This window comes from Pigmentiphaga kullae, from assembly GCF_004216695.1.
Classification (GTDB): Bacteria; Pseudomonadota; Gammaproteobacteria; order Burkholderiales; family Burkholderiaceae_B; genus Pigmentiphaga; species Pigmentiphaga kullae.
In genome coordinates, this window is record NZ_SGXC01000003.1 from 286507 (window position 1) to 304919 (window position 18413).

Genomic DNA, 18413 nt, shown 5'->3' on the forward strand with positions numbered 1-18413 from the left:
TCAGGAGCCTTGTTGCTTGACCAGCAGGCCGACCCGCTTGACGCCCTGGCGCTGCAGGTCGTCCATGACCTTCAGCACGGACTCGTACTGGGCCTTGCGGTCGGCGGAGATGACGACAGGCTGGTCGGGGTGTTCGGACTGGCGTTCGCGCGCGAGGCGGGCGAGGTCGTTGCGCGGGACGGCGTGCGGCGTGCTGTCGCCGCGTTCGCGGTCGCGGATGGTGACGTTGCCGTCGGCCGCCAGGATGATCTCGAGCGGCTTGACCGGCACCTGCGAGGCCTTGCCGACCGTGGGCAGGTCGATCAGGCCCGGCGACATCATGGGCGCGGTGACCATGAAGATCACCAGCAGGACCAGCATGACGTCGATATACGGGACGACGTTGATCTCGTTCATGGAGCGGCGCCCACCTCGGCCGCCGCGGTTGCTGGAGCGGGTCGAGGGCATCAGCGCACCTGTCGTTGCAGGATGTTCAGGAACTCGTCGATGAAGCTGTCGAAGCGGATGGACAGCCGGTCGATGTCGTGCGAGAACCGGTTGTAGGCGACCACCGCGGGAATGGCGGCGAACAGGCCGATGGCCGTGGCCACCAGCGCTTCGGCGATGCCGGGCGCGACGCTGGCCAGGGTGGCCTGTTCGACGTTGGCCAGGCCGCGGAAGGCGTGCATGATGCCCCAGACCGTGCCGAACAGGCCGACGTAGGGGCTGACCGAGCCGGTGGAGGCCAGGAAGGCGAGATGGGACTCGAGCGAATCCATCTCGCGCTGGTAGGCGGCGCGCATCGCGCGGCGGGAGCCGTCCAGCAGCGTGTTGACGTCGCTCAGCTTGCTTTGGCGGCCCTTGACGAATTCGGCCATGCCGGCCTCGAAGATGCGCGCCAGCGCGCCTTGTTCGCCGCGCCGGGTGGTGACCGCCTGGTGCAGCATGTTCAGGTCGCCCCCGGACCAGAAGTCGGCCTCGAAGCGCTCGGTCTGCTGCTTGGCGCGCTTGATGGCGAAGTGCTTGCGGAAGATGTAGGTCCAGGACATCAGCGAAACGATGGCAAGGATGGCCATCACGCACTGGACGGTAAAGCTTGCCTGGGTGATCAGGGACAGGATGGACATGTCCTGGTTGACGTTCATGCAGAGTCCTTTGGGGGGCGAAAGAGGGGGCCTGAAGGGTTGATGTCGGGATTAATCGGTAGCGGGTTCCGCCGCGAGCGGCGCGAGCGCCCGGACGAGGTCGGGCGGCAGCGCGCGCGGACGCAGCGTCGCGCGATCGACGCATCCTACCTGGACCTTGCCGGTCGCGAGCAGTTCATCGCCGCGTTCGCAAAACTGCAGGAAATCGATGGAAGCCTTGCCCAGGCGGGACACCTGGCTGCGTATCGTCAGGCTGTCGTCCAGGGCGGCCGGCCGCCGGTACTGGGTATCGATGCCGCGCACGACGAAGATGCAGCCGGTCCGGTCCGCCAGCGCGCGCTGCTCGACGCCCAGCGCGCGTAGCCATTCGGTGCGGGCGCGTTCGAAGAACTTCAGGTAGTTGGCGTAGTAGACCACGCCGCCGGCGTCGGTATCTTCGTAGTAGACCCGGATCGGAAACCGGAAATCTGCACTGGCGGGTTGGAGCACGAGGCGGAACCTTGGACGAGTCGAGCGATCTTGGGGCCGGTGAGGCCCCGGGGCGAAATTGTAAACAACCCGCCGGCCCGGGGCATCCGGCCGCCATCCGGGCATTGTGCCAAATGTGACGGCTTGTAAAGCGGGAAACTTTAGCGCGCCAGGGCCGTCAGACGCCAGGAAGCGTTGATTGCAAGCCTGTGCGGCTTCGGGTGCGTGGGTGGCGCCGTCCGGGTTATCGACGCTTCCACCCTTTTATTTTCATGGTTGGACGATTCCGCTTCGCGCTGTCATGGCCGCGTCATCAGCGCCGTTCATGATCTCGTCCGACTTGATGTCAACTGTGCCCTGCACAGTAGAGCCCGTGACCTGGGGGATGCCCAGGCACGGGTTTTGTTTTTGTCCCCCCTACGCGCTTGCGCGCGCCCCCAGGGGGCGGACCGGCGGAGCCGGATCCGCTGTTTCCTGGGGCTGGGGAGATCGTCTCTTGATCCAGGGGCGTAGCAAAGCGAGACACTTCGCCCGAGGACGGCTTGCCTCAACTGGAGAATAGATCGCCACCGGTTTGCGCGGGCGGGGTCAGGCCCAGGTGGCGGTAGGTGCCCTGGGTGGCGATGCGGCCGCGCGGGGTGCGTTGGACGTAGCCGTGCTGGATCAGGTAGGGTTCGATCACGTCCTCGATGGTGTCGCGTTCCTCGCCGATGGCGGCGGACAGGCTATCCAGGCCCACGGGGCCGCCGTCGAACTTGTAGACGATGGCTTCCAGCAGCTTGCGGTCCATGATGTCCAGGCCGGCCGGATCGACGTCCAGCATGGCCAGGGCGGCGTGGGCGACTTCGCCGGTGATGCGGCCGCCCGCCTTGACCTCGGCGTAGTCGCGCACCCGGCGCAGCAGCCGGTTGGCGATGCGGGGCGTGCCGCGCGAACGGCGCGCGATCTCGCGGGCGCCGTCCTCGGCGATGGCGGCGTTGAGCAGGCCGGCGCTGCGGGTCACGATGGAGGACAGCTCGTCGGCGGTATAGAACTCCAGGCGCGCGATGATGCCGAAGCGGTCGCGCAGCGGGTTGGTCAGCATGCCCGCGCGGGTGGTGGCGCCCACCAGCGTGAAGGGTTGCAGGTCGAGCTTGACGCTGCGGGCGGCGGGGCCTTCGCCGATCAGGATGTCGATCTGGAAGTCTTCCAGCGCGGGATACAGGATTTCCTCGACCACCGGCGACAGGCGGTGGATCTCGTCGATGAAGAGGACGTCGTTGCGTTCCAGGTTGGTCAGCAGCGCCGCGAGGTCGCCCGGCCGCTCCAGCACCGGGCCCGAGGTCTGGCGCAACTGGACGCCCATCTCGCGCGCGACGATGTGGGCCAGCGTGGTCTTGCCCAGGCCCGGCGGGCCGAACAGCAGGACGTGGTCCAGCGATTCCTGGCGATTGCGCGCGGCGGCGATGAAGATCTCGAGCTGTTCGCGGATGCGGCGCTGGCCGACGTATTCGTCGAGCGCCTTGGGGCGCAGCGCGCGTTCGATGGCCTCTTCGTTGGGAGACGAGGCGCGCGGAGAGATCACCCGCATGTCGGGGGCGTCGTCTCGGATGGAAAGCTTGTCGGGCTGGATCGCCATGGGGGTATTCTGCCTTGAACTGCCGGTATGTTAGCCCGTTCCGCGCCGGGCCGTGGCCAGGGCGCCGGCTCAGTAGTCCAGCCGCCCGTACAGTTCGTCGAAGGGCACCATGACGTGTTCGCGATAGGACGGACGCTGCCGCAGCCGCTGGTACCAGGCCTGGACGTGGGGCACGTCGGGCCGCGCGATGTCCAGTTCGAAATAGCGGTACAGCGCGGTGCCGGCGGGGATGTCGGCCAGGGTCAACCGCTCGCCGCCCAGGAAAGGCTGGTTCGCCAGCCGCGCATCGAGCAGGCGGAAATAGCCGGCGCATTCCTCGATGCGGGCGCGGATGCGATCGAGATCGCGCAGGGGTTCGGGTGTCCGGTAGTAGCCCCAGAACACGCCGGTCAGGAAGGCGGGCTGCAGCGAGGTGTGCGCCCAGTCCATCCAGCGCTCGGCCTGCGAGCGGACGGCCGGGTCGGCCGGCCAGAAACCGGGGGCGCCGTGGCGGGCCGCCAGGTAGCGCAGGATGGTGTGGGACTCCCAGACGACGGTGCCGTCGTCGTCGATGACGGGCACCCTGCCATGGGGGTTCAGGGCGCGGAATTCCGGCGTGTCGACCACGCCGTGGTCGCCGCCGGCGGGGATGTGTTCGTAGGCCAGACCCAGTTCGCCCGCGAACCAGAGCACCTTCTGCACATTGAACGAACTGCGCCGTCCCCAGATCCGGAGCATGCGGCCTCCGTCGGCCCTAGCGTGCCAGCGCCTTGAGCGCGAGCTTGATGCCTTCCGATACGCCCACGCCGGCCGGCAGGTTCTTCACCGAGGCCACGGCCTCGCGTTCGGAATAGCCCAGCGCCACGAGGGCGTTGAGGATGTCGGTCTGGCCGTCGGCCACCACGTGGCCGGCCGCGGCGCCAAGATCGGCGCCCAGCTTGCCCTTGAGTTCCAGCAGCAATCGTTCGGCCGTTTTCTTGCCTATGCCGGGCACGCGGGTCAGGCGGCCGGCCTCCTGCAGGGTGACGGCCTGCGACAGCTCGGCCACCGTCATGCCCGACAGCACGGCCAGCGCGATCCTGGCGCCCACGCCGCTGACCTTGATGAGTTCGCGGAAGGTGACGCGCTCGGCCGCGGTGCCGAAGCCGTACAGCACGTGGGCATCCTCGCGTATGGCCAGGTGGGTGAGCAGCGTCACCCGGGCGCCGAGTTCGGGCAGGGAATACAGCGTGCTCATCGGCACGTCCAGTTCATAGCCCACGCCGTTCACGTCCAGGCAGACGGTGGGCGGTTGTTTTTCGACCAGCGTTCCGGTCAGGCGTCCGATCATGAATTCACCTTGGCGACTTGTCGTCGCGCGTCATACTAATCTTCCGGCCCGCAGCCGGGTGCCGCGGCGGGCGAAGGCGGGGTGGCTGCCATGCTCCCGCAGGCGATCGGCCATGGGAGAGATGTGCGCATGGCAGATGGCGCAGGCCAGCGCGTCGGCGGCATCGGCCGCGGGGGCGCCGTCCAGCGACAGCAGGTGCTGCACCATGGACTGTACCTGGGTCTTGGCGGCCCGCCCGGTCCCCACCACCGATTTCTTGATCTGCAGCGCGGTGTATTCGTGCACCAGCAGCCCGGTGTCGGCCAGCGCGCACAGCGCGGCGCCGCGCGCCTGGCCCAGCAGCAGCGTCGAGGCGGGGTTGGTGTTGACGAACACCTTCTCGACGGCGGCGAAATCGGGCGCGGTATCGCGCACGACCTGCCGCAGGTTGTCCAGGATGATCTTGAGCCGCGCGGACAGGTCATCGTCGGCGGGCACCACGATGGTCCCGCTGGCGACATAGCGCAGCCGCGGACCATCCGATTCGATCACGCCGAAACCCGTACGCCGCAGGCCGGGGTCCACCCCAAGAATACGCATGACGTCAGCCTTCCCCATATCCAGGGCGCCGCGGATCCGGCTTTGCCGGTCCGCCAGCGCCGCCCCCCGGGGGGGGCGCGTCAGCGCGTAGGGGGGGGCTCATCAGTGCCGGAAGTGGCGGGTGCCCGTGAGCACCATCGCGATGCCGCGTTCGTCGGCCGCCGCGATGACCTCCGCGTCCCGCATGCTGCCGCCGGGCTGGATGACGCAGCTCGCGCCCGCGTCCACCACCACGTCCAGGCCGTCGCGGAACGGGAAGAAGGCGTCGGAGGCCACGGCCGAACCCTGGAGCGACAGGCCGGCGTTCTCGGCCTTGATCGAGGCGATGCGGGCCGAGTCGACGCGGCTCATCTGGCCGGCGCCCACGCCCAGCGTCATGCCGCCGCCCACGAACACGATGGCGTTGGACTTGACGAACTTGGCCACCTTCCAGGCGAACAGCAGGTCGTCCATCTGGGCCGCGGTGGGCGCGATCCTGGTGACGACCTTGAGCTGGTCGCGCGCGACGTTGAACGAATCGGGCTGCTGCACCAGCCAGCCGCCGCCCACGCGCTTGAGGTCGAAGGCGTTCACGCCGTCGCCCATGGGGATCTCGAGCAGCCGCACGTTCTGCTTGGCGGCGAAGATCTCCAGCGCGCCGGCCTCGTAGGCGGGGGCCAGCAGCACTTCGACGAACTGCTTGCTGACCGCCTGCGCGGTGGCCGCGTCCACGGGACGGTTGAAGGCGATGATGCCGCCGAAGGCGGAGGTGGGGTCGGTCTTGAACGCCTGCTGGTAGGCATGGAGCGCGTCGGTCGAGACCGCCACGCCGCACGGATTGGCGTGCTTGACGATGACGCAGGCCGGCGCATCGAAGGTGCGCACGCATTCCCAGGCGGCATCGGCGTCGGCGATGTTGTTGTAGGACAGTTCCTTGCCCTGCAACTGGCGGTAGTTGGCCAGCAGGCCGGCGGCCGGCGCGGTGTCGCGATAGAAGGCGGCGGACTGGTGCGGGTTCTCGCCGTAGCGCATGGCCTGGCTCTTGGCGGCCTGGAAGCTCAGGATCTCGGGATAGGCCTCGCGCGCGGGCACGGCCTCCTGGGCCGGCGCGTCGGTCAGGCTGGTCAGGTAATTGGCGATCGCGCCGTCGTACGAGGCGGTATGGGCGAACACCTTCTTGGCCAGGTTCAGGCGCAGGGCGTAGGAGGTCGCGCCGGTGGCGTCCATTTCCTTGAGCACCTGGGCGTAGTCGGCCGGATCGATGACGACCGTGACGCCGCCGGCCTCGGTGCCGTGGTTCTTGGCCGCCGCGCGCAGCATGGCCGGTCCGCCGATGTCGATGTTCTCGACGGCGTCGGCGAAGGTGCAGCCGGGCTTGGCGACGGTCTCGCGGAAGGGATAGAGGTTCACCACCAGCAGGTCGATGCGGCCGATGCCGTGGCTGGCGATGGCGTCCAGGTGGGCCTGGGCGTCGCGGCGGGCCAGCAGGCCGCCGTGAATCTTCGGATGCAGCGTCTTGACGCGGCCGTCCATCATCTCGGGAAAGCCGGTGTAGTCGGAAACTTCCTGCACGGGCAGGCCGGCCTGGGCCAGCAGCTTGGCCGTGCCGCCGGTGGACAGCAGTTGCACGCCGCGGTCGTGCAAGGCCCTGGCGAAGTCGACGATGCCGGATTTGTCGGAAACGGAAAGAAGCGCGCGTTCGATTTTCATGGGTGTGGGGCAGAATGGCGTGCCAGGGCCGGCACGGGACAATGGGGATGAAGGGGCCGGGTTAGACCTTGATCTGATAGTGGTCGAGCTTCTTGCGCAGGGTGTTGCGGTTGATGCCCAGCATCTCGGCGGCGCGCGACTGGTTGCGGTCGGCCTTCTCCAGCACGACCTCCAGCATGGGACGCTCGACGGCCGTCAGCACCATGTCCCAGATGCCGCTGGTCGTCTCGCCTTCGAGATCCTTGAAGTAGCGGTCCAGGGTGTGGCGTACGCACTCTTCAAGCGTATGTTCTTTCATTGGTTGTTTCCTTGATGCGCGGCCTAGGCGGCCAGCCGCGAGGCTGGCGTGTCGATCGGGCGATCGAACCAGTCGGCCACCGCCTGCCATTGGTCGCGCGTGTTTTCTATCAAATTCAGCTGCGCACAGAACTGCGGCCCTCCCGGCAGCGAGCCCAGATACCAGCCGATATGCTTGCGCGCGGTCCGCACGCCCGTGTATTCGCCGTAGAAACGGTAGTGGTCGTCGAGGTGCTGCAGCAGCAGTTCGCGCATCTCCGCCTGCGTGGGAGCGGGCAGGCGGGTTCCGGTGCGCAGGTAATGGTCGATTTCCCGGAACAGCCACGGCCGGCCCTGGGCCGCCCGGCCGATCATGACGGCGTCGGCGCCGGTGGCATCCAGCACGCGTCGCGCCTTCTCGGGCGTATCGATGTCGCCGTTGGCGATGACGGGAATGGCGAGTTCGGCCTTGACCGCGGCGATGGTCTCGTATTCCGCCTCGCCCATGTACAGGTCCTCGCGGGTGCGGCCGTGCAGGGCCAGGGCCGCGATGCCGATGTCCTGCGCGCGCCGCGCCACCCGCGGCACGTTGCGGTCGGCCCGGCACCAGCCGGTGCGCGTCTTGAGCGTGACGGGCACGCCCAGCGGCTCGCAGGCGCGGACGACGGCCTCCAGGATGCGCGCGACCAGGTCCTCGTCGCGCAACAGGGCCGAGCCGGCGGCCACGTTGCAGACCTTCTTGGCCGGACAGCCCATGTTGATGTCGATGATGCGGGCGCCCTTGCCGACGTTGAAGACGGCGGCCTGCGCCATCAGGTCAGGGTCGCTGCCGGCGATCTGCACGGCGATGGGATCGCTTTCGCCTTCGTGGTCCAGGCGGCGCGAGGTCTTGACGCTGTTCCACAGCCGGGGGTTGCTGGCGGCCATCTCGGACACGGCATGGCCGGCGCCCAGCCGCTTGCACAGCTGGCGGAACGGACGATCCGTCACGCCCGCCATGGGAGCGACGAAAACGTTGTTCGGAAGGTCGTAGGGGCCGATGCGCATGACTGAATGCGCCGTCAGCCCCATACAGGGGGGATGCGGCGCGTGGGCAAAAATGTCCGAGGAAGGCGGGGATTGTACCGCTGTCGGGGCGCCGCGGCGATCAGGCCCGAAGCCCCTCCATCAATTGTCGCGCCAGCGGTCCGCGCAGCGTGCGCGACATGTCCAGGCCCAGCAGGGCCAGGCCGCAGGCATGTTCGACGGGCGCCAGGCCGGTCGTGAAGACGCGCGGCATGAAATCGGTCAGGCCGCTGGTCAGCCAGCGGTCGGCCCCGCGGGCGCGGGCGTAGGCCGCCAGCAGCGGGGCGGCGCCGGCCGACGGATCGCGCAGCAGGGGGGCGAGGCTTTCGGCCAGCCGCGCGGCGTCGCGCAGGCCCAGATTCATGCCCTGGCCGGCCACCGGGTGCAGGGTCTGGGCGGCGTTGCCGATGGCGACGGTATTGCCGTCGACGACGTGGCGGCGCAGGTTGATGCCCAGCGGGTAGCGGTGGCGCGGACCGGCGGCGGCGAAACTGCCCAGACGGGTGCCGAAGGTCTGGCCCAGGGCGTGGGCGAAGGCGCCGTCGTCCAGGGCCGCCAGGCGCTCGGCGTGGCCGGGGCGGCAGCACCAGACCAGCGCATAGCGGCCGGAATCGTGGGCCGGACCGGCGGGGTAGGGGAGCAGGGCCAGGGGCCCCTCGGCGGTGAAGCGTTCCCAGGCCCAGCCCGGGCGCGGGCGGCTGGCGCGCACGATGGCCAGCACGGCATGTTGGCCGTAGTCGCGGTGCAGTTCGTTGCGGGCCTGGTGGTCGAAGGTGCCGCCTTCGGCGTGGACGCAGGTCCGGGTAGTCCATTCCTGTTTGTCCTGTCCCACCACGGCGGCGTCGCCCTCCTGCCGCAGGATGGCGGCGGGCTCGCCCGCGCGGACGGTGATGCCCGACAGCGCCAGCGCGGCGTCCAGGGCCTCGACGATGGCCGGATAGGGCACGACGGTGCCCAGCGCCGGCACGCCGAAGTCGGTGTGCGAGATATGGGTGCGGCCCAGGCGGCCCTTCTGCGAGACGTGGACGTGCAGGATGTCGGCGCCGCCGTCCGGCCACGCGCCCAGCGACGCCAGCAGCACCCGGCTGCCATGGTTGAGCGCCATCGAGCGCGGATCGGACGCCGCGCTGGCGGCGACGGCGGGGCGCCGGGGCCGGCACAGCACGATGCGCTCGGGCCGGGCGGTCGCGCGGGCCAGGAACAGCGCCAGCGTGGCCCCGACGGGGCCGCCGCCCAGGATGGTGACGTCCGCGTGCATGCCCGCGTCAGCCCCGCATCAGGGCTTCGATCTCGTCGGCGGCAACGGGCACGCCGCGGGTGATCAGCTCGCAGCCGGACTCGGTCACGACGGCGTCGTCCTCGATGCGGATGCCGATGTCCCAGAACCGCTCGGGCACGTCGGCCGCGGGGCGCACGTAGATGCCGGGTTCGATGGTGAGCACCATGCCGGGCCGCAGTTCGCGCCACGGACGAGGCGCGTCCGCGGATGCCGCCGCCCCCGGCTCGCGGTAGTCGCCCACGTCGTGGACGTCCATGCCCAGCCAGTGGCCGGTGCGGTGCATGTAGAAGCGGGCGTACTGCTGGGACTCCAGCACGCCGTCCAGCGTGCCCGTCAGCAGGCCCTCGTCTATCATGCCCTGCGCCAGCACGCGGACCGCTGCGTCGTGGCCTTCGTTCCAGCGCGCGCCGGGGCGGGTCCGGGCGGCGGCGGCGTTCTGCGCTTCCTGCACCAGGTCGTACAGCGCGCGCTGCGGACCGCTGAAGCGGCCGTTGACGGGGAAGGTGCGGGTGATGTCCGAGGCGTAGCCGTCCAGCTCGCAGCCGGCGTCGATCAGCAGCAGGTCGCCGTCCTTCAGTTCGGCATCCCCGGCGCGGTAGTGCAGCACGCAGGCGTTGTGGCCGGTGGCGACGATGGAGTTGTAGGCCACGGCCTGCGAGCCGTGGCGGCGGAATTCGTGCAGCAGTTCGGCTTCGATCTCATATTCGTGCAGGCCCGGCCGCGACGTCCGCATGGCCCGCACGTGGGCGCCCGCCGAGATGGCGCCGGCGCGGCGCATGGTCTCGATCTCGAAGGCGTCCTTGACCAGGCGCATTTCGGCCAGGATGGCCCGCAGGTCGTAGCTGCTGGCCGGCGCGGTGGCGCCGGACCTGCCCATGGCGCGCACGCGGTCCAGCCAGCCGCGCAGGTGGGTGTCGAACAGGCGGTCGCTGCCCATGGGCACGAACAGTGCCGGCTGGTCGGCGATGAGCTTGGGCAGCTCGTCGGCCAGCGCCTCGACCGGCAGCGCGCGGTCGAAACCGAACTGCTCGGCGGCTGCGTCGGGGCCGACCCGGTAGCCGTCCCAGATCTCGCGTTCCAGATTCTTGCTGCGGCAGAACAGGATGCTGCGGTCTTCGGCGCCGGCGACCAGGACCAGCCAGGCCTCGGGTTCGGGAAAACCGGTCAGGTAGAAGAAGTCGCTGTCGAAGCGGAACGGGAACTCGGCGTCGCGGTTGCGGACGAGTTCGCGCGAGGTGGGCAGGATCGCGATGCCGCCGCCGCGGGCATGCATGGTGTCCAGCACGCGCCGGCGGCGCGCGGCGAAGGGGGCGGGGTCCGGGGCGGGAATGCTCATGGCGATGGATCCGTGCGCGGGAATGACCAGGGTCTATTGTAGGCTGGCGTCGAGTTCGGCCAGGCGCTGCGGCGTGCCCACGTCGGTCCAGCGGCCGCCGTGATGCATGCCGCCGACCTGGTCGCGGGCCATGGCGGCGCGCAGCAGGGGCGCCAGCCTGGCGGGTTCGCCCGCCGGCAGGCCGGCGAACAGCGCGGGCTGGTAGACGCCGATGCCGGCAAAGGTCAGCCGGGGCTCGCCGTCCTGGACCAGGCCGGATGACGCCAGGCGGAAATCGCCCGCGGGGTGGTGGACAGGGTTGTCGACCAGCACCAGCCAGGCCTGGCGGTCCTGCCGCGACAGGTCGTCGGCGGCGGCCCGGGCCAGGGCGGGATCCCAGTCGGTCCAGATGTCGCCGTTGATTACCAGGAAGGGTTCGTCGCCCAGCAGCGGCAGGGCCTGGCGGATGCCGCCGGCCGTCTCCAGCGCCGTGGGCTCGGCCGAATGGCGCAGGCGCACGCCCCAGCGCGAGCCGTCGCCCAGCGCTTCCTCGATGCGTGCGCCCAGCCAGGCATGGTTGACGACGATGTCGCGCATCCCCGCCCCAGCCAGCCGCTCGATGTGCCAGACGATAAGCGGTTTGCCGCCCGCCGGCAGCAGCGGCTTGGGCACGGTGTCGGTCAGCGGGCGCATGCGTTCGCCGCGCCCGGCCGCCAGGATCATGGCGCGCATCAGAAGGTGTATCCGGTGGCCGGCGTCTGGCCGTCGAGCTTGTCCAGCAGCTTCATCAGCGGCTTGAAGGCCAGGTAGCGGCCGGCCACCTGCCGGACGTAAGCGTTCACGCGCGGCATATGGTCCAGGTAGCCGAGCTTGCCGTCGCGGTGGGCCAGGCGGGCGAAGACGCCCAGGATGCGCAGGTTGCGCTGCAGGCCCATCCATTCGTAGGCGCGATGGAAGTCGGCGAAGTCGGCCGCCACCGGCAGGCCGGCCTGGCGCGCCATCTCCCAGTAGCGGATGCCCCAGTCGAGCTGCTGCGGCTCGTCCCAGGTGGTGCGGGCGTCGGTCAGCACCGAGGCGAGGTCGTAGGTGATGGGGCCGATCACGGCATCCTGGAAGTCGATGACGCCGGGATTGGGGCCGTAGTCCGGTCCGCCCGCCGGCAGGTCGGTCAGCATCAGGTTGGGCGAGTGGTAGTCGCGGTGCACCAGCACGAAGGGCTGGGCCAGGTTGGCGTCGATCAGCGTCTCGAACACGGCGTCGAGCGCGGTGCGGTCGGCCGCGTCCAGGGGCTGGCCGCGGTAGCGCGCGGCGTACCAGTCCGGAAACAGCTCGAGCTCGGTCGCCAGGCGGGCTTTGTCATAGCGCACCAGGCCGGTGGTTGCGCTTTGTTGCAACTTCACCAGGGCCGCCAGCGCGTCCATGTAGATGCGATGGGTGTCGTGCGGAGTGGGCGTGCCCCGCAGGTAATCGACGTAGGTGCTGCGCCCCAGGTCCGACAGCAGCAGGAAGCCCTGGCCCAGGTCCTGAGCCAGCACGCGCGGCACGTGCACGCCGGCCCCGTGCAGCAGCCCGGCCACGTGCAGGAAGGGGCGGCAGTCCTCCTTGTCGGGCGGAGCGTCCATCACGACGGCGGTGCCAGGGCCCATGGCGACCCGGAAATACCGCCGGAAGCTGGCGTCGCTGGAGGCCGGCTGGAGGGTGGACGGGGCGAGCTGGAGCTGCTGGGGAAGGCTGGACAGCCAGGCGGCGACCTGGGTTCGCCTGGGGTCGGCGCCGGCCTGGCCGGCGGCTTGATCGGGAATGGCATTCATGCCTCCTATAATACCGACCGATATCGGTTCCCGGAATGAACCCGGCCCCCTTTTCGGCGGGGCCCGGCGCCCTCCGCCGAAAGCCGCGGGCCGCTATCTTTTTTTACCGCGCGCGGCCGTCGGCTCGCGTATTCTTCGACTTTCCGTTTTTTCCATTCCTCGAGGCCCGTGCGATTGATCCGGTGGTTCAGCCTGTTTGCAGCATTTGCGGTAGCGCCGCTGGCCTATGCGCAAGACGGTCCGTCCGAGTCCCAGGCCGGCGCCGGGTCGGTATCCGGCCCTGGCCTGCGCCTGTCGCCGGGCCTGCGCGAGCACACCTATGATCCCGACCAGCTGCCGGTGTTCATGCAGGCCGACAAGCTCACGGCCGAGGACCAGGACAAGCTCCGGCTGGAGGGCAGCGCGCAGGTGCGGCGCCAGGACACCATCCTGAAGGGCGACACCATCGAGTACGACCAGGTCGAGGACGAACTGGAGGCGCTGGGCAACGTGCGGCTGTTCCGCGAGGGCAACCTGCTGACGGGGCCGAGGCTCAAGCTCAACATGAGCAGCGGCACGGGCGAGATCGACAACGCCCGGTTCTTCTTCGGGCTCAACGGCGGCAGCGGCTCGGCCGAGCGCATCCGCATGCTGGGACAGAACCGGGTCCGAGCCGACCGGGTGCGCTATTCGGGATGCGCGTGCGAGACGCCCGACTGGGAGCTGCGCGCCCGGCGCGCCGACTTCGACTACGACGCCGGCACCGGGGTGGGCTACGGCGGGGTGCTCTATTTCAAGAACGTTCCCATCCTGGCTTCGCCGGTCATTTCCTTCCCGCTGAACAACGAGCGCAAGTCGGGTTTCCTGTCGCCCACGTTCGGCCTGACCAGCAAGAGCGGTCCGGAATTCTCCATCCCGTACTACTTCAACATCGCGCCCAACCGCGACGCCACGTTGACGCCCAAGTTCATGACCCGCCGCGGGCTGCAACTGTCGGGCGAGTTCCGCTACCTGGAGCCTTCGTTCAGCGGGGTGACGCGGCTGAGCTACCTGCCCGACGATCGGGTCGCGCAGCGCGACCGCTATCTGCTCAGTTCGCAGCACCGGCAGCAACTGACGCCCAACCTGGGTTTCAACTGGAACGTTTCCAAGGCGTCGGACGACGCGTATTTCCGCGACCTGTCCGTGCTGGGCACGGGGCTGGCCTCGACCGCCACGCTGGAGCGCTCGTTCTCGATGAACTGGCAGCAGGGGTATTGGGAAGCCTACGGCCGCGTGATCAGCTACCAGACGCTGCAGGATCCGCTGGCGCCCATCCTGCCGCCCTACGGCCGCGAGCCGCAACTGCACCTGACCGGCCAGCGCTACGACTGGAACGGCTTCGACGTGCGGATGGACGCGGACGCCACGCGCTTCCGCAGCAATACGCTGGTGAACGGTTCGCGCGCCTACGCCTATCCGTCGGTGTCGTATCCCATCATCCGGCCGGGCGGTTTCTTCATTCCCAAGGTCGGCATCCATTCCACCCGCTACAACACCGATTCCTACCAGGGCGCGGCGTCCTACACCGCGAACCGCACCGTGCCCATCGTATCGCTGGACACGGGCCTGATTTTCGAGCGCGACAGCACGCTGCTCGGCAGGGAGGCTCGCCAGACGCTGGAACCCCGCCTGTACTACCTGCGCGTGCCGTACCGCAACCAGTCGAACCTGCCCATCTACGACACGGCGCTGGCGGACTTCAACTTCGCGCAGATCTTCTCCGAGAACCTCTATTCCGGCTGGGACCGCATCGCCGAGGCCAACCAGCTGACCGCGGCGCTGACCACGCGCTGGCTCGATCCCAAGACCGGCGTGGAACGCGCGCGCATCATGGGAGCCCAGCGGCTGTACTTCAGCGACCAGCGCGTCACGCTGCCGGGCGAGCAGCCCAGCTCCGACGGCCGTTCCGACTTCCTGGTGTCGGTCTATGGCGCGCTGACGTCCACGCTCAGCGGCGAGACGACGGTGCAATACAATCCCAAGATCGAGCGCGTGACCCGGTCCACGATCGGTGCGCGCTGGAGTCCGCAGCGCCTCAGCACGATATCGCTGGCCTACCGCTACAAGCGGGAGACGGTCAGCGTGCCGGGGCAGGAGTTGATCGACATCGCCTTCCAGTGGCCGCTGGCTCCCCGCTGGTTCGGCATCGGGCGCATCAACTATTCGCTGTTCGAGAACCGGATCGCCGAGGCGGTGGCCGGGATCGAATACAACGGCGGGTGCTGCTGGGCTTTCCGCCTGGTCGGCCAGCGCTACGCGGTGGCCAAGGACAACGCCACGACCGCGATGTTCTTCCAGCTCGAGCTGACCGGATTCGGCGGCATCGGGGCAAGCCCGATGACGACGCTGCGCCGGAGCATCCCGGGTTATCAGGTAATCAACCCGCCGCCTGAGAAAGGGACGGTGTTCGAAAGGTACGAATGATGGTTTCCAAGGTATTGCCCAGAATGACGAAAGCGGCCCACGGCGTCGCCCTTTGCTGCCTGGCCGCTTTGGCGGGCGGGTCGGCGGCGGCCCAGGGGCTGCGCATGCCAGGCGACCTCGGCGGCTCGCCGGGCGGCAACGGCCCGACGCTGCTCGGACCGCAGTCCGCGCCGCCCGCCAGCCAGGCTCCCGTGGCCCCGGCCGTCCCGCCCGCGCAGGCGCCGCGCAGCACCAGCGGTTCGCGCATTCAGTTGGGCGACAACATCGTCGCCGTGGTCAACACCGACGTCATCACCCGCCGCGAGCTCGATGCCCGCGTGCACGCCGCCCAGGCCACGCTGGCGCGCCAGCAGATCGCGCCGCCGGACGCGGCCACGCTGGAGAAGCAGGTGCTCGAGCGCATGGTCGTCGAGAAGACCCAGTTGCAGGAAGCCGCGCAGACCGGCATCCGCATCGACGATTTGCAGCTCGACCGCGCCATCAGCCGGATTGCCCAGCAGAACAACGTGTCGGTCTCGCAGATGCGCGACCAGATCGAACGCGACGGCCTGCCGTTCTCGGTCTACCGCGATGACCTGAGGCAGGAAATCACGCTGCTGCGCTTGCGCGAGCGTGCCGTCGACAGCCAGATCCAGATATCCGAACCCGAGATCGATGCCTACCTGTCCGAGCAGCATGAAGCCGCGCCTTCCGAGCTGACGCTGTCCCAGATCCTGGTGCGCGTGCCCGAAGGCAGTTCTTCCGACATGGTGGCGCGCCTGCGCCGCAAGGCCGAGACCCTGCTCCAGCAGGCGCGCGGCGGCGCAGATTTCGCCCAGTTGGCCGCTTCGTCCTCGGATGGCGAGGAAGCCCTGCGCGGCGGCGACCTCGGCACCCGTCCCGCCGACCGCTGGCCATCGATGTTCGTCGACGCCGTGGCGCAACTGAGCACGGGCGGCATCAGCGAGATCATCCAGAGCGGCAACGGTTTTCACATCATCAAGGTGGTCGAGCGCAAGTCCTCCGGCCCCAGCGGCAGCCCCGGCGCGATGCCCGTGCGGCAGACGCATGCCCGCCACATCCTGATCCGGCCCACCGAGGTGCTGACCGCCGAACAGGCGCGCGAGCGCCTGGCCAACATCCGCCAGCGCATCGTGCAGGGCGGGTCGAGCTTCGCCGACATGGCCCGGCAGTATTCCAACGACGCCTCGGCGCCGCAGGGCGGCGACCTGGGTTGGCTGTCGCCCCAGGAAACCGTGCCGGAGTTCGAGCGTGCCATGGATGCGCTGCAGCCCGGCCAGGTCAGCGAGCCCGTGCAGTCGCCGTTCGGCTGGCACCTGATCCAGGTCGTCGAACGCCGCACGCAGGACGTCGGCCGCGAGCGGCAGCGCGCCGAGGCACGCCAGACGCTGTTCCAGCGCAAGCTGGATCAGGCGTATGAAGACTGGGCGCGGCAGTTGCGGGACAAGGCCTATGTCGAAATGAGGTTGAATCCCCCCCCTACGCCCTGACGGGCGCCCCCCAGGGGGCGGCACTGGCGGACCGGCGGAGCCGGATCCGCGGTGCCCTGGGGTACAACGTGGCTGGCGGAGGGCGGCGTTTTGAGCGCCGTTTTTGTTTTTTGAGGTTGGTCGTTCGGCTGGCGGATGAGTGAGATGAGTGCGATGCGCAGGATGGTCTTGACGACCGGCGAACCGGCGGGGATCGGGCCTGAGTTGTCGGTCGCGGCGGCGGCGTGGTTCGCGGGCGAGCGCGCGGCGGGGCGGGTGCCGGCGGATGTGGAGCTGGTGCTGGTGGGCGATCGCGATCTGCTCGTGCGGCGCGGCGGGCAGGATGCCGCGGCGTTGGCGGGGGTGGGGGTGCACCACGTGCCGCTGCGCGTGCCGTCCGAACCTGGCCGGCTGGACGTGGCCAATGGACGCTATGTGCTGGACACGCTGGATGCCGCCATCGCCATGGTGGCCGATGGGCGGGCGCAGGCCATCGTCACCGCGCCGGTCCACAAGGGCGTGATCAACGATGCCGGCGTGGCCTTCTCGGGGCATACCGAATATCTGCAGGAACGGGCGGGCGTCGACAAGGTCGTCATGATGCTGGCCGGCGGCGGGCTGCGGGTGGCGCTGGCGACCACGCACCTGCCGCTGCGGGCGGTTCCCGATGCCGTTACGGCGCAGACCCTGGACCGGGTGCTGCGCATCCTGGATGCCGACCTGCGCCGGCGCTTCGGGTTGGCGCACCCGCGCATCGCCGTGTGCGGCCTGAATCCGCACGCGGGCGAAGGCGGCCATCTGGGGCGGGAAGAAATCGAGGTCATCGAACCGGCCATCGCGCGGGCCCGCGCCGCCGGCATCGATGCGCGCGGGCCGCTGCCCGCCGACACGCTGTTCGTGCCCGCGCACGTCGCGCAGTTCGACGCGGCGCTGGCCATGTTCCATGACCAGGGCCTGCCCGTGCTCAAGCACGCGAGTTTCGGGCACGGCGTCAACATCACCCTGGGCCTGCCCTATGTGCGGACCTCGGTGGACCACGGCACCGCGCTGGACCTGGCAGGAACGGGCAAGGCCGATCCCGGCAGTTTGCAGGAGGCCATCGTCACGGCCCTCCAGATGATACGAACCGGCACCCAGGCGGATGCCGGCTCCGGAGTTTCCGCATGAAACATCAGGCGCGCAAGCGCTTCGGCCAGCACTTCCTGGTCGACGAAAGTATCACCGATTCCATTGTCCGCGCGGTGAATCCGCGCCGGTCCGACAACGTGGTGGAGATCGGCCCCGGCCTGTCGGCGCTGACCCGGCCGCTGCTGGACAAGCTCGATTGCCTGAAGGTCGTCGAGATCGACCGCGACCTGGCCGCACGCCTGCGCGGGCAGTATGCGCCCGAGCGCCTGCAGGTGACCGAGGCCGACGTGCTGACCGTGGATTTCGCGCCGTTCGGCCAGGCGCTGCGCGTGGTGGGCAACCTGCCCTACAACATTTCCAGCCCGCTGCTGTTCCACCTGATGGCCTACGCCGACCAGGTGCGCGACCAGCATTTCATGTTGCAGCGGGAAGTCATCGATCGCATGGTGGCCCGGCCGGGCGATGCCGACTATGGACGTCTGTCGGTCATGCTGCAGTCGCGCTACGACATGGAGAAGCTGTTCGACGTGCCGCCCGAGGCCTTCGATCCGCCGCCGCGCGTGGTTTCCGCCGTCGTGCGCATGATTCCGCTTCCGGCCGACCGGCCGCGCGCGCGCAGCGAGGAAGCCCTGTCGGCCACCGTGGCCCGGGCGTTCGCCCAGCGCCGCAAGATGCTGCGGCGGGGCCTGGGCGACTGGGCGGCGCTGGTACCCTGGCAGCAACTGGGGATACCCGAGACCGCGCGCGCCGAGGAACTGTCGGTGGCGCAGTTCATCGCCATGGCCGACGTGCTGCACGAAGCCGGCGTGGCCTGACCGCGCCGGCATGCAGCGGCGGG

The 18413-nt window shown here is 69.3% G+C and carries 18 protein-coding genes; 4 read left to right on the top strand and 14 right to left on the bottom strand.

Annotated features, from left to right (window positions below):
• The 14 genes from tolR to EV675_RS24235 all read right to left on the bottom strand — a co-directional run bounded on the left by tolR (position 1) and on the right by EV675_RS24235 (position 12533).
• A complete protein-coding gene (gene tolR, locus EV675_RS24175) occupies positions 1-447 on the bottom strand; it encodes a protein TolR (RefSeq protein WP_165404752.1) in 447 nt (148 codons plus the stop codon).
• Positions 447-1124, bottom strand: coding sequence for a protein TolQ (tolQ, locus tag EV675_RS29875; RefSeq protein WP_124690732.1), 678 nt, complete (start codon positions 1122-1124; stop codon positions 447-449). Before tolQ ends, tolR begins: the two co-directional genes overlap by 1 nt.
• A gap of 51 nt (positions 1125-1175) precedes the next feature.
• On the bottom strand, positions 1176-1613 hold the full coding sequence (gene ybgC, locus EV675_RS29880) for a tol-pal system-associated acyl-CoA thioesterase (protein WP_242621581.1): 438 nt from the start codon (positions 1611-1613) through the stop codon (positions 1176-1178).
• Between the two features lie 526 nt (positions 1614-2139).
• Positions 2140-3210, bottom strand: a complete 1071-nt coding sequence (gene ruvB, locus EV675_RS24185; RefSeq protein ID WP_130360791.1) for a Holliday junction branch migration DNA helicase RuvB — start codon at positions 3208-3210, stop codon at positions 2140-2142.
• Positions 3211-3279: 69 nt separating this feature from the next.
• Positions 3280-3927 carry a glutathione S-transferase family protein gene (locus EV675_RS24190; protein ID WP_130360793.1) on the bottom strand — a complete coding sequence of 216 codons (648 nt, stop codon included), beginning with the start codon at positions 3925-3927 and terminating at the stop codon, positions 3280-3282.
• A gap of 16 nt (positions 3928-3943) precedes the next feature.
• Positions 3944-4519, bottom strand: coding sequence for a Holliday junction branch migration protein RuvA (gene ruvA, locus EV675_RS24195; protein WP_130360795.1), 576 nt, complete (start codon positions 4517-4519; stop codon positions 3944-3946).
• 30 nt (positions 4520-4549) lie between these two features.
• A complete protein-coding gene (gene ruvC, locus EV675_RS24200; RefSeq protein ID WP_130360797.1) occupies positions 4550-5098 on the bottom strand; it encodes a crossover junction endodeoxyribonuclease RuvC in 549 nt (182 codons plus the stop codon).
• A 102-nt stretch (positions 5099-5200) separates the two neighbouring features.
• Positions 5201-6787, bottom strand: coding sequence for a bifunctional phosphoribosylaminoimidazolecarboxamide formyltransferase/IMP cyclohydrolase (gene purH / locus EV675_RS24205; RefSeq protein ID WP_130360799.1), 1587 nt, complete (start codon positions 6785-6787; stop codon positions 5201-5203).
• A 61-nt stretch (positions 6788-6848) separates the two neighbouring features.
• Positions 6849-7085, bottom strand: a complete 237-nt coding sequence (locus EV675_RS24210; protein ID WP_087781600.1) for a helix-turn-helix domain-containing protein — start codon at positions 7083-7085, stop codon at positions 6849-6851.
• Between the two features lie 23 nt (positions 7086-7108).
• Positions 7109-8110 (bottom strand): tRNA dihydrouridine synthase DusB, encoded by a 1002-nt coding sequence (dusB, locus tag EV675_RS24215; protein ID WP_130360801.1) that lies wholly within the window; start codon positions 8108-8110, stop codon positions 7109-7111.
• A 100-nt stretch (positions 8111-8210) separates the two neighbouring features.
• Positions 8211-9386, bottom strand: a complete 1176-nt coding sequence (locus EV675_RS24220) for a UbiH/UbiF/VisC/COQ6 family ubiquinone biosynthesis hydroxylase (RefSeq protein ID WP_130360803.1) — start codon at positions 9384-9386, stop codon at positions 8211-8213.
• Positions 9387-9393: 7 nt separating this feature from the next.
• Positions 9394-10743, bottom strand: a complete 1350-nt coding sequence (locus tag EV675_RS24225; RefSeq protein WP_130360805.1) for an aminopeptidase P N-terminal domain-containing protein — start codon at positions 10741-10743, stop codon at positions 9394-9396.
• A gap of 33 nt (positions 10744-10776) precedes the next feature.
• Complete coding sequence (gene murU, locus EV675_RS24230) at positions 10777-11454, bottom strand: N-acetylmuramate alpha-1-phosphate uridylyltransferase MurU (protein WP_130360807.1); 678 nt, start codon at positions 11452-11454, stop codon at positions 10777-10779.
• On the bottom strand, positions 11454-12533 hold the full coding sequence (locus tag EV675_RS24235) for an aminoglycoside phosphotransferase family protein (protein ID WP_130360809.1): 1080 nt from the start codon (positions 12531-12533) through the stop codon (positions 11454-11456). The genes murU and EV675_RS24235 overlap by 1 nt, the downstream gene beginning before the upstream one ends.
• Before the next feature lie 168 nt (positions 12534-12701).
• On the opposite strand from EV675_RS24235, the gene EV675_RS24240 reads away from it, so the two are divergent.
• The 4 genes from EV675_RS24240 to rsmA all read left to right on the top strand — a co-directional run bounded on the left by EV675_RS24240 (position 12702) and on the right by rsmA (position 18390).
• Positions 12702-14978: an LPS-assembly protein LptD gene (locus EV675_RS24240; RefSeq protein WP_130360811.1), complete on the top strand. Its 2277-nt coding sequence runs from the start codon at positions 12702-12704 to the stop codon at positions 14976-14978.
• Between the two features lie 23 nt (positions 14979-15001).
• Positions 15002-16468, top strand: a complete 1467-nt coding sequence (locus tag EV675_RS24245) for a peptidylprolyl isomerase (RefSeq protein ID WP_165404753.1) — start codon at positions 15002-15004, stop codon at positions 16466-16468.
• 144 nt (positions 16469-16612) lie between these two features.
• Positions 16613-17614: a 4-hydroxythreonine-4-phosphate dehydrogenase PdxA gene (gene pdxA, locus EV675_RS24250; RefSeq protein ID WP_130360815.1), complete on the top strand. Its 1002-nt coding sequence runs from the start codon at positions 16613-16615 to the stop codon at positions 17612-17614.
• Entirely contained in the window at positions 17611-18390 is a 780-nt protein-coding gene (gene rsmA / locus EV675_RS24255; protein WP_130360817.1) for a 16S rRNA (adenine(1518)-N(6)/adenine(1519)-N(6))-dimethyltransferase RsmA, read from the top strand. The genes pdxA and rsmA overlap by 4 nt, the downstream gene beginning before the upstream one ends.
• Positions 18391-18413: the final 23 nt, after the last annotated feature.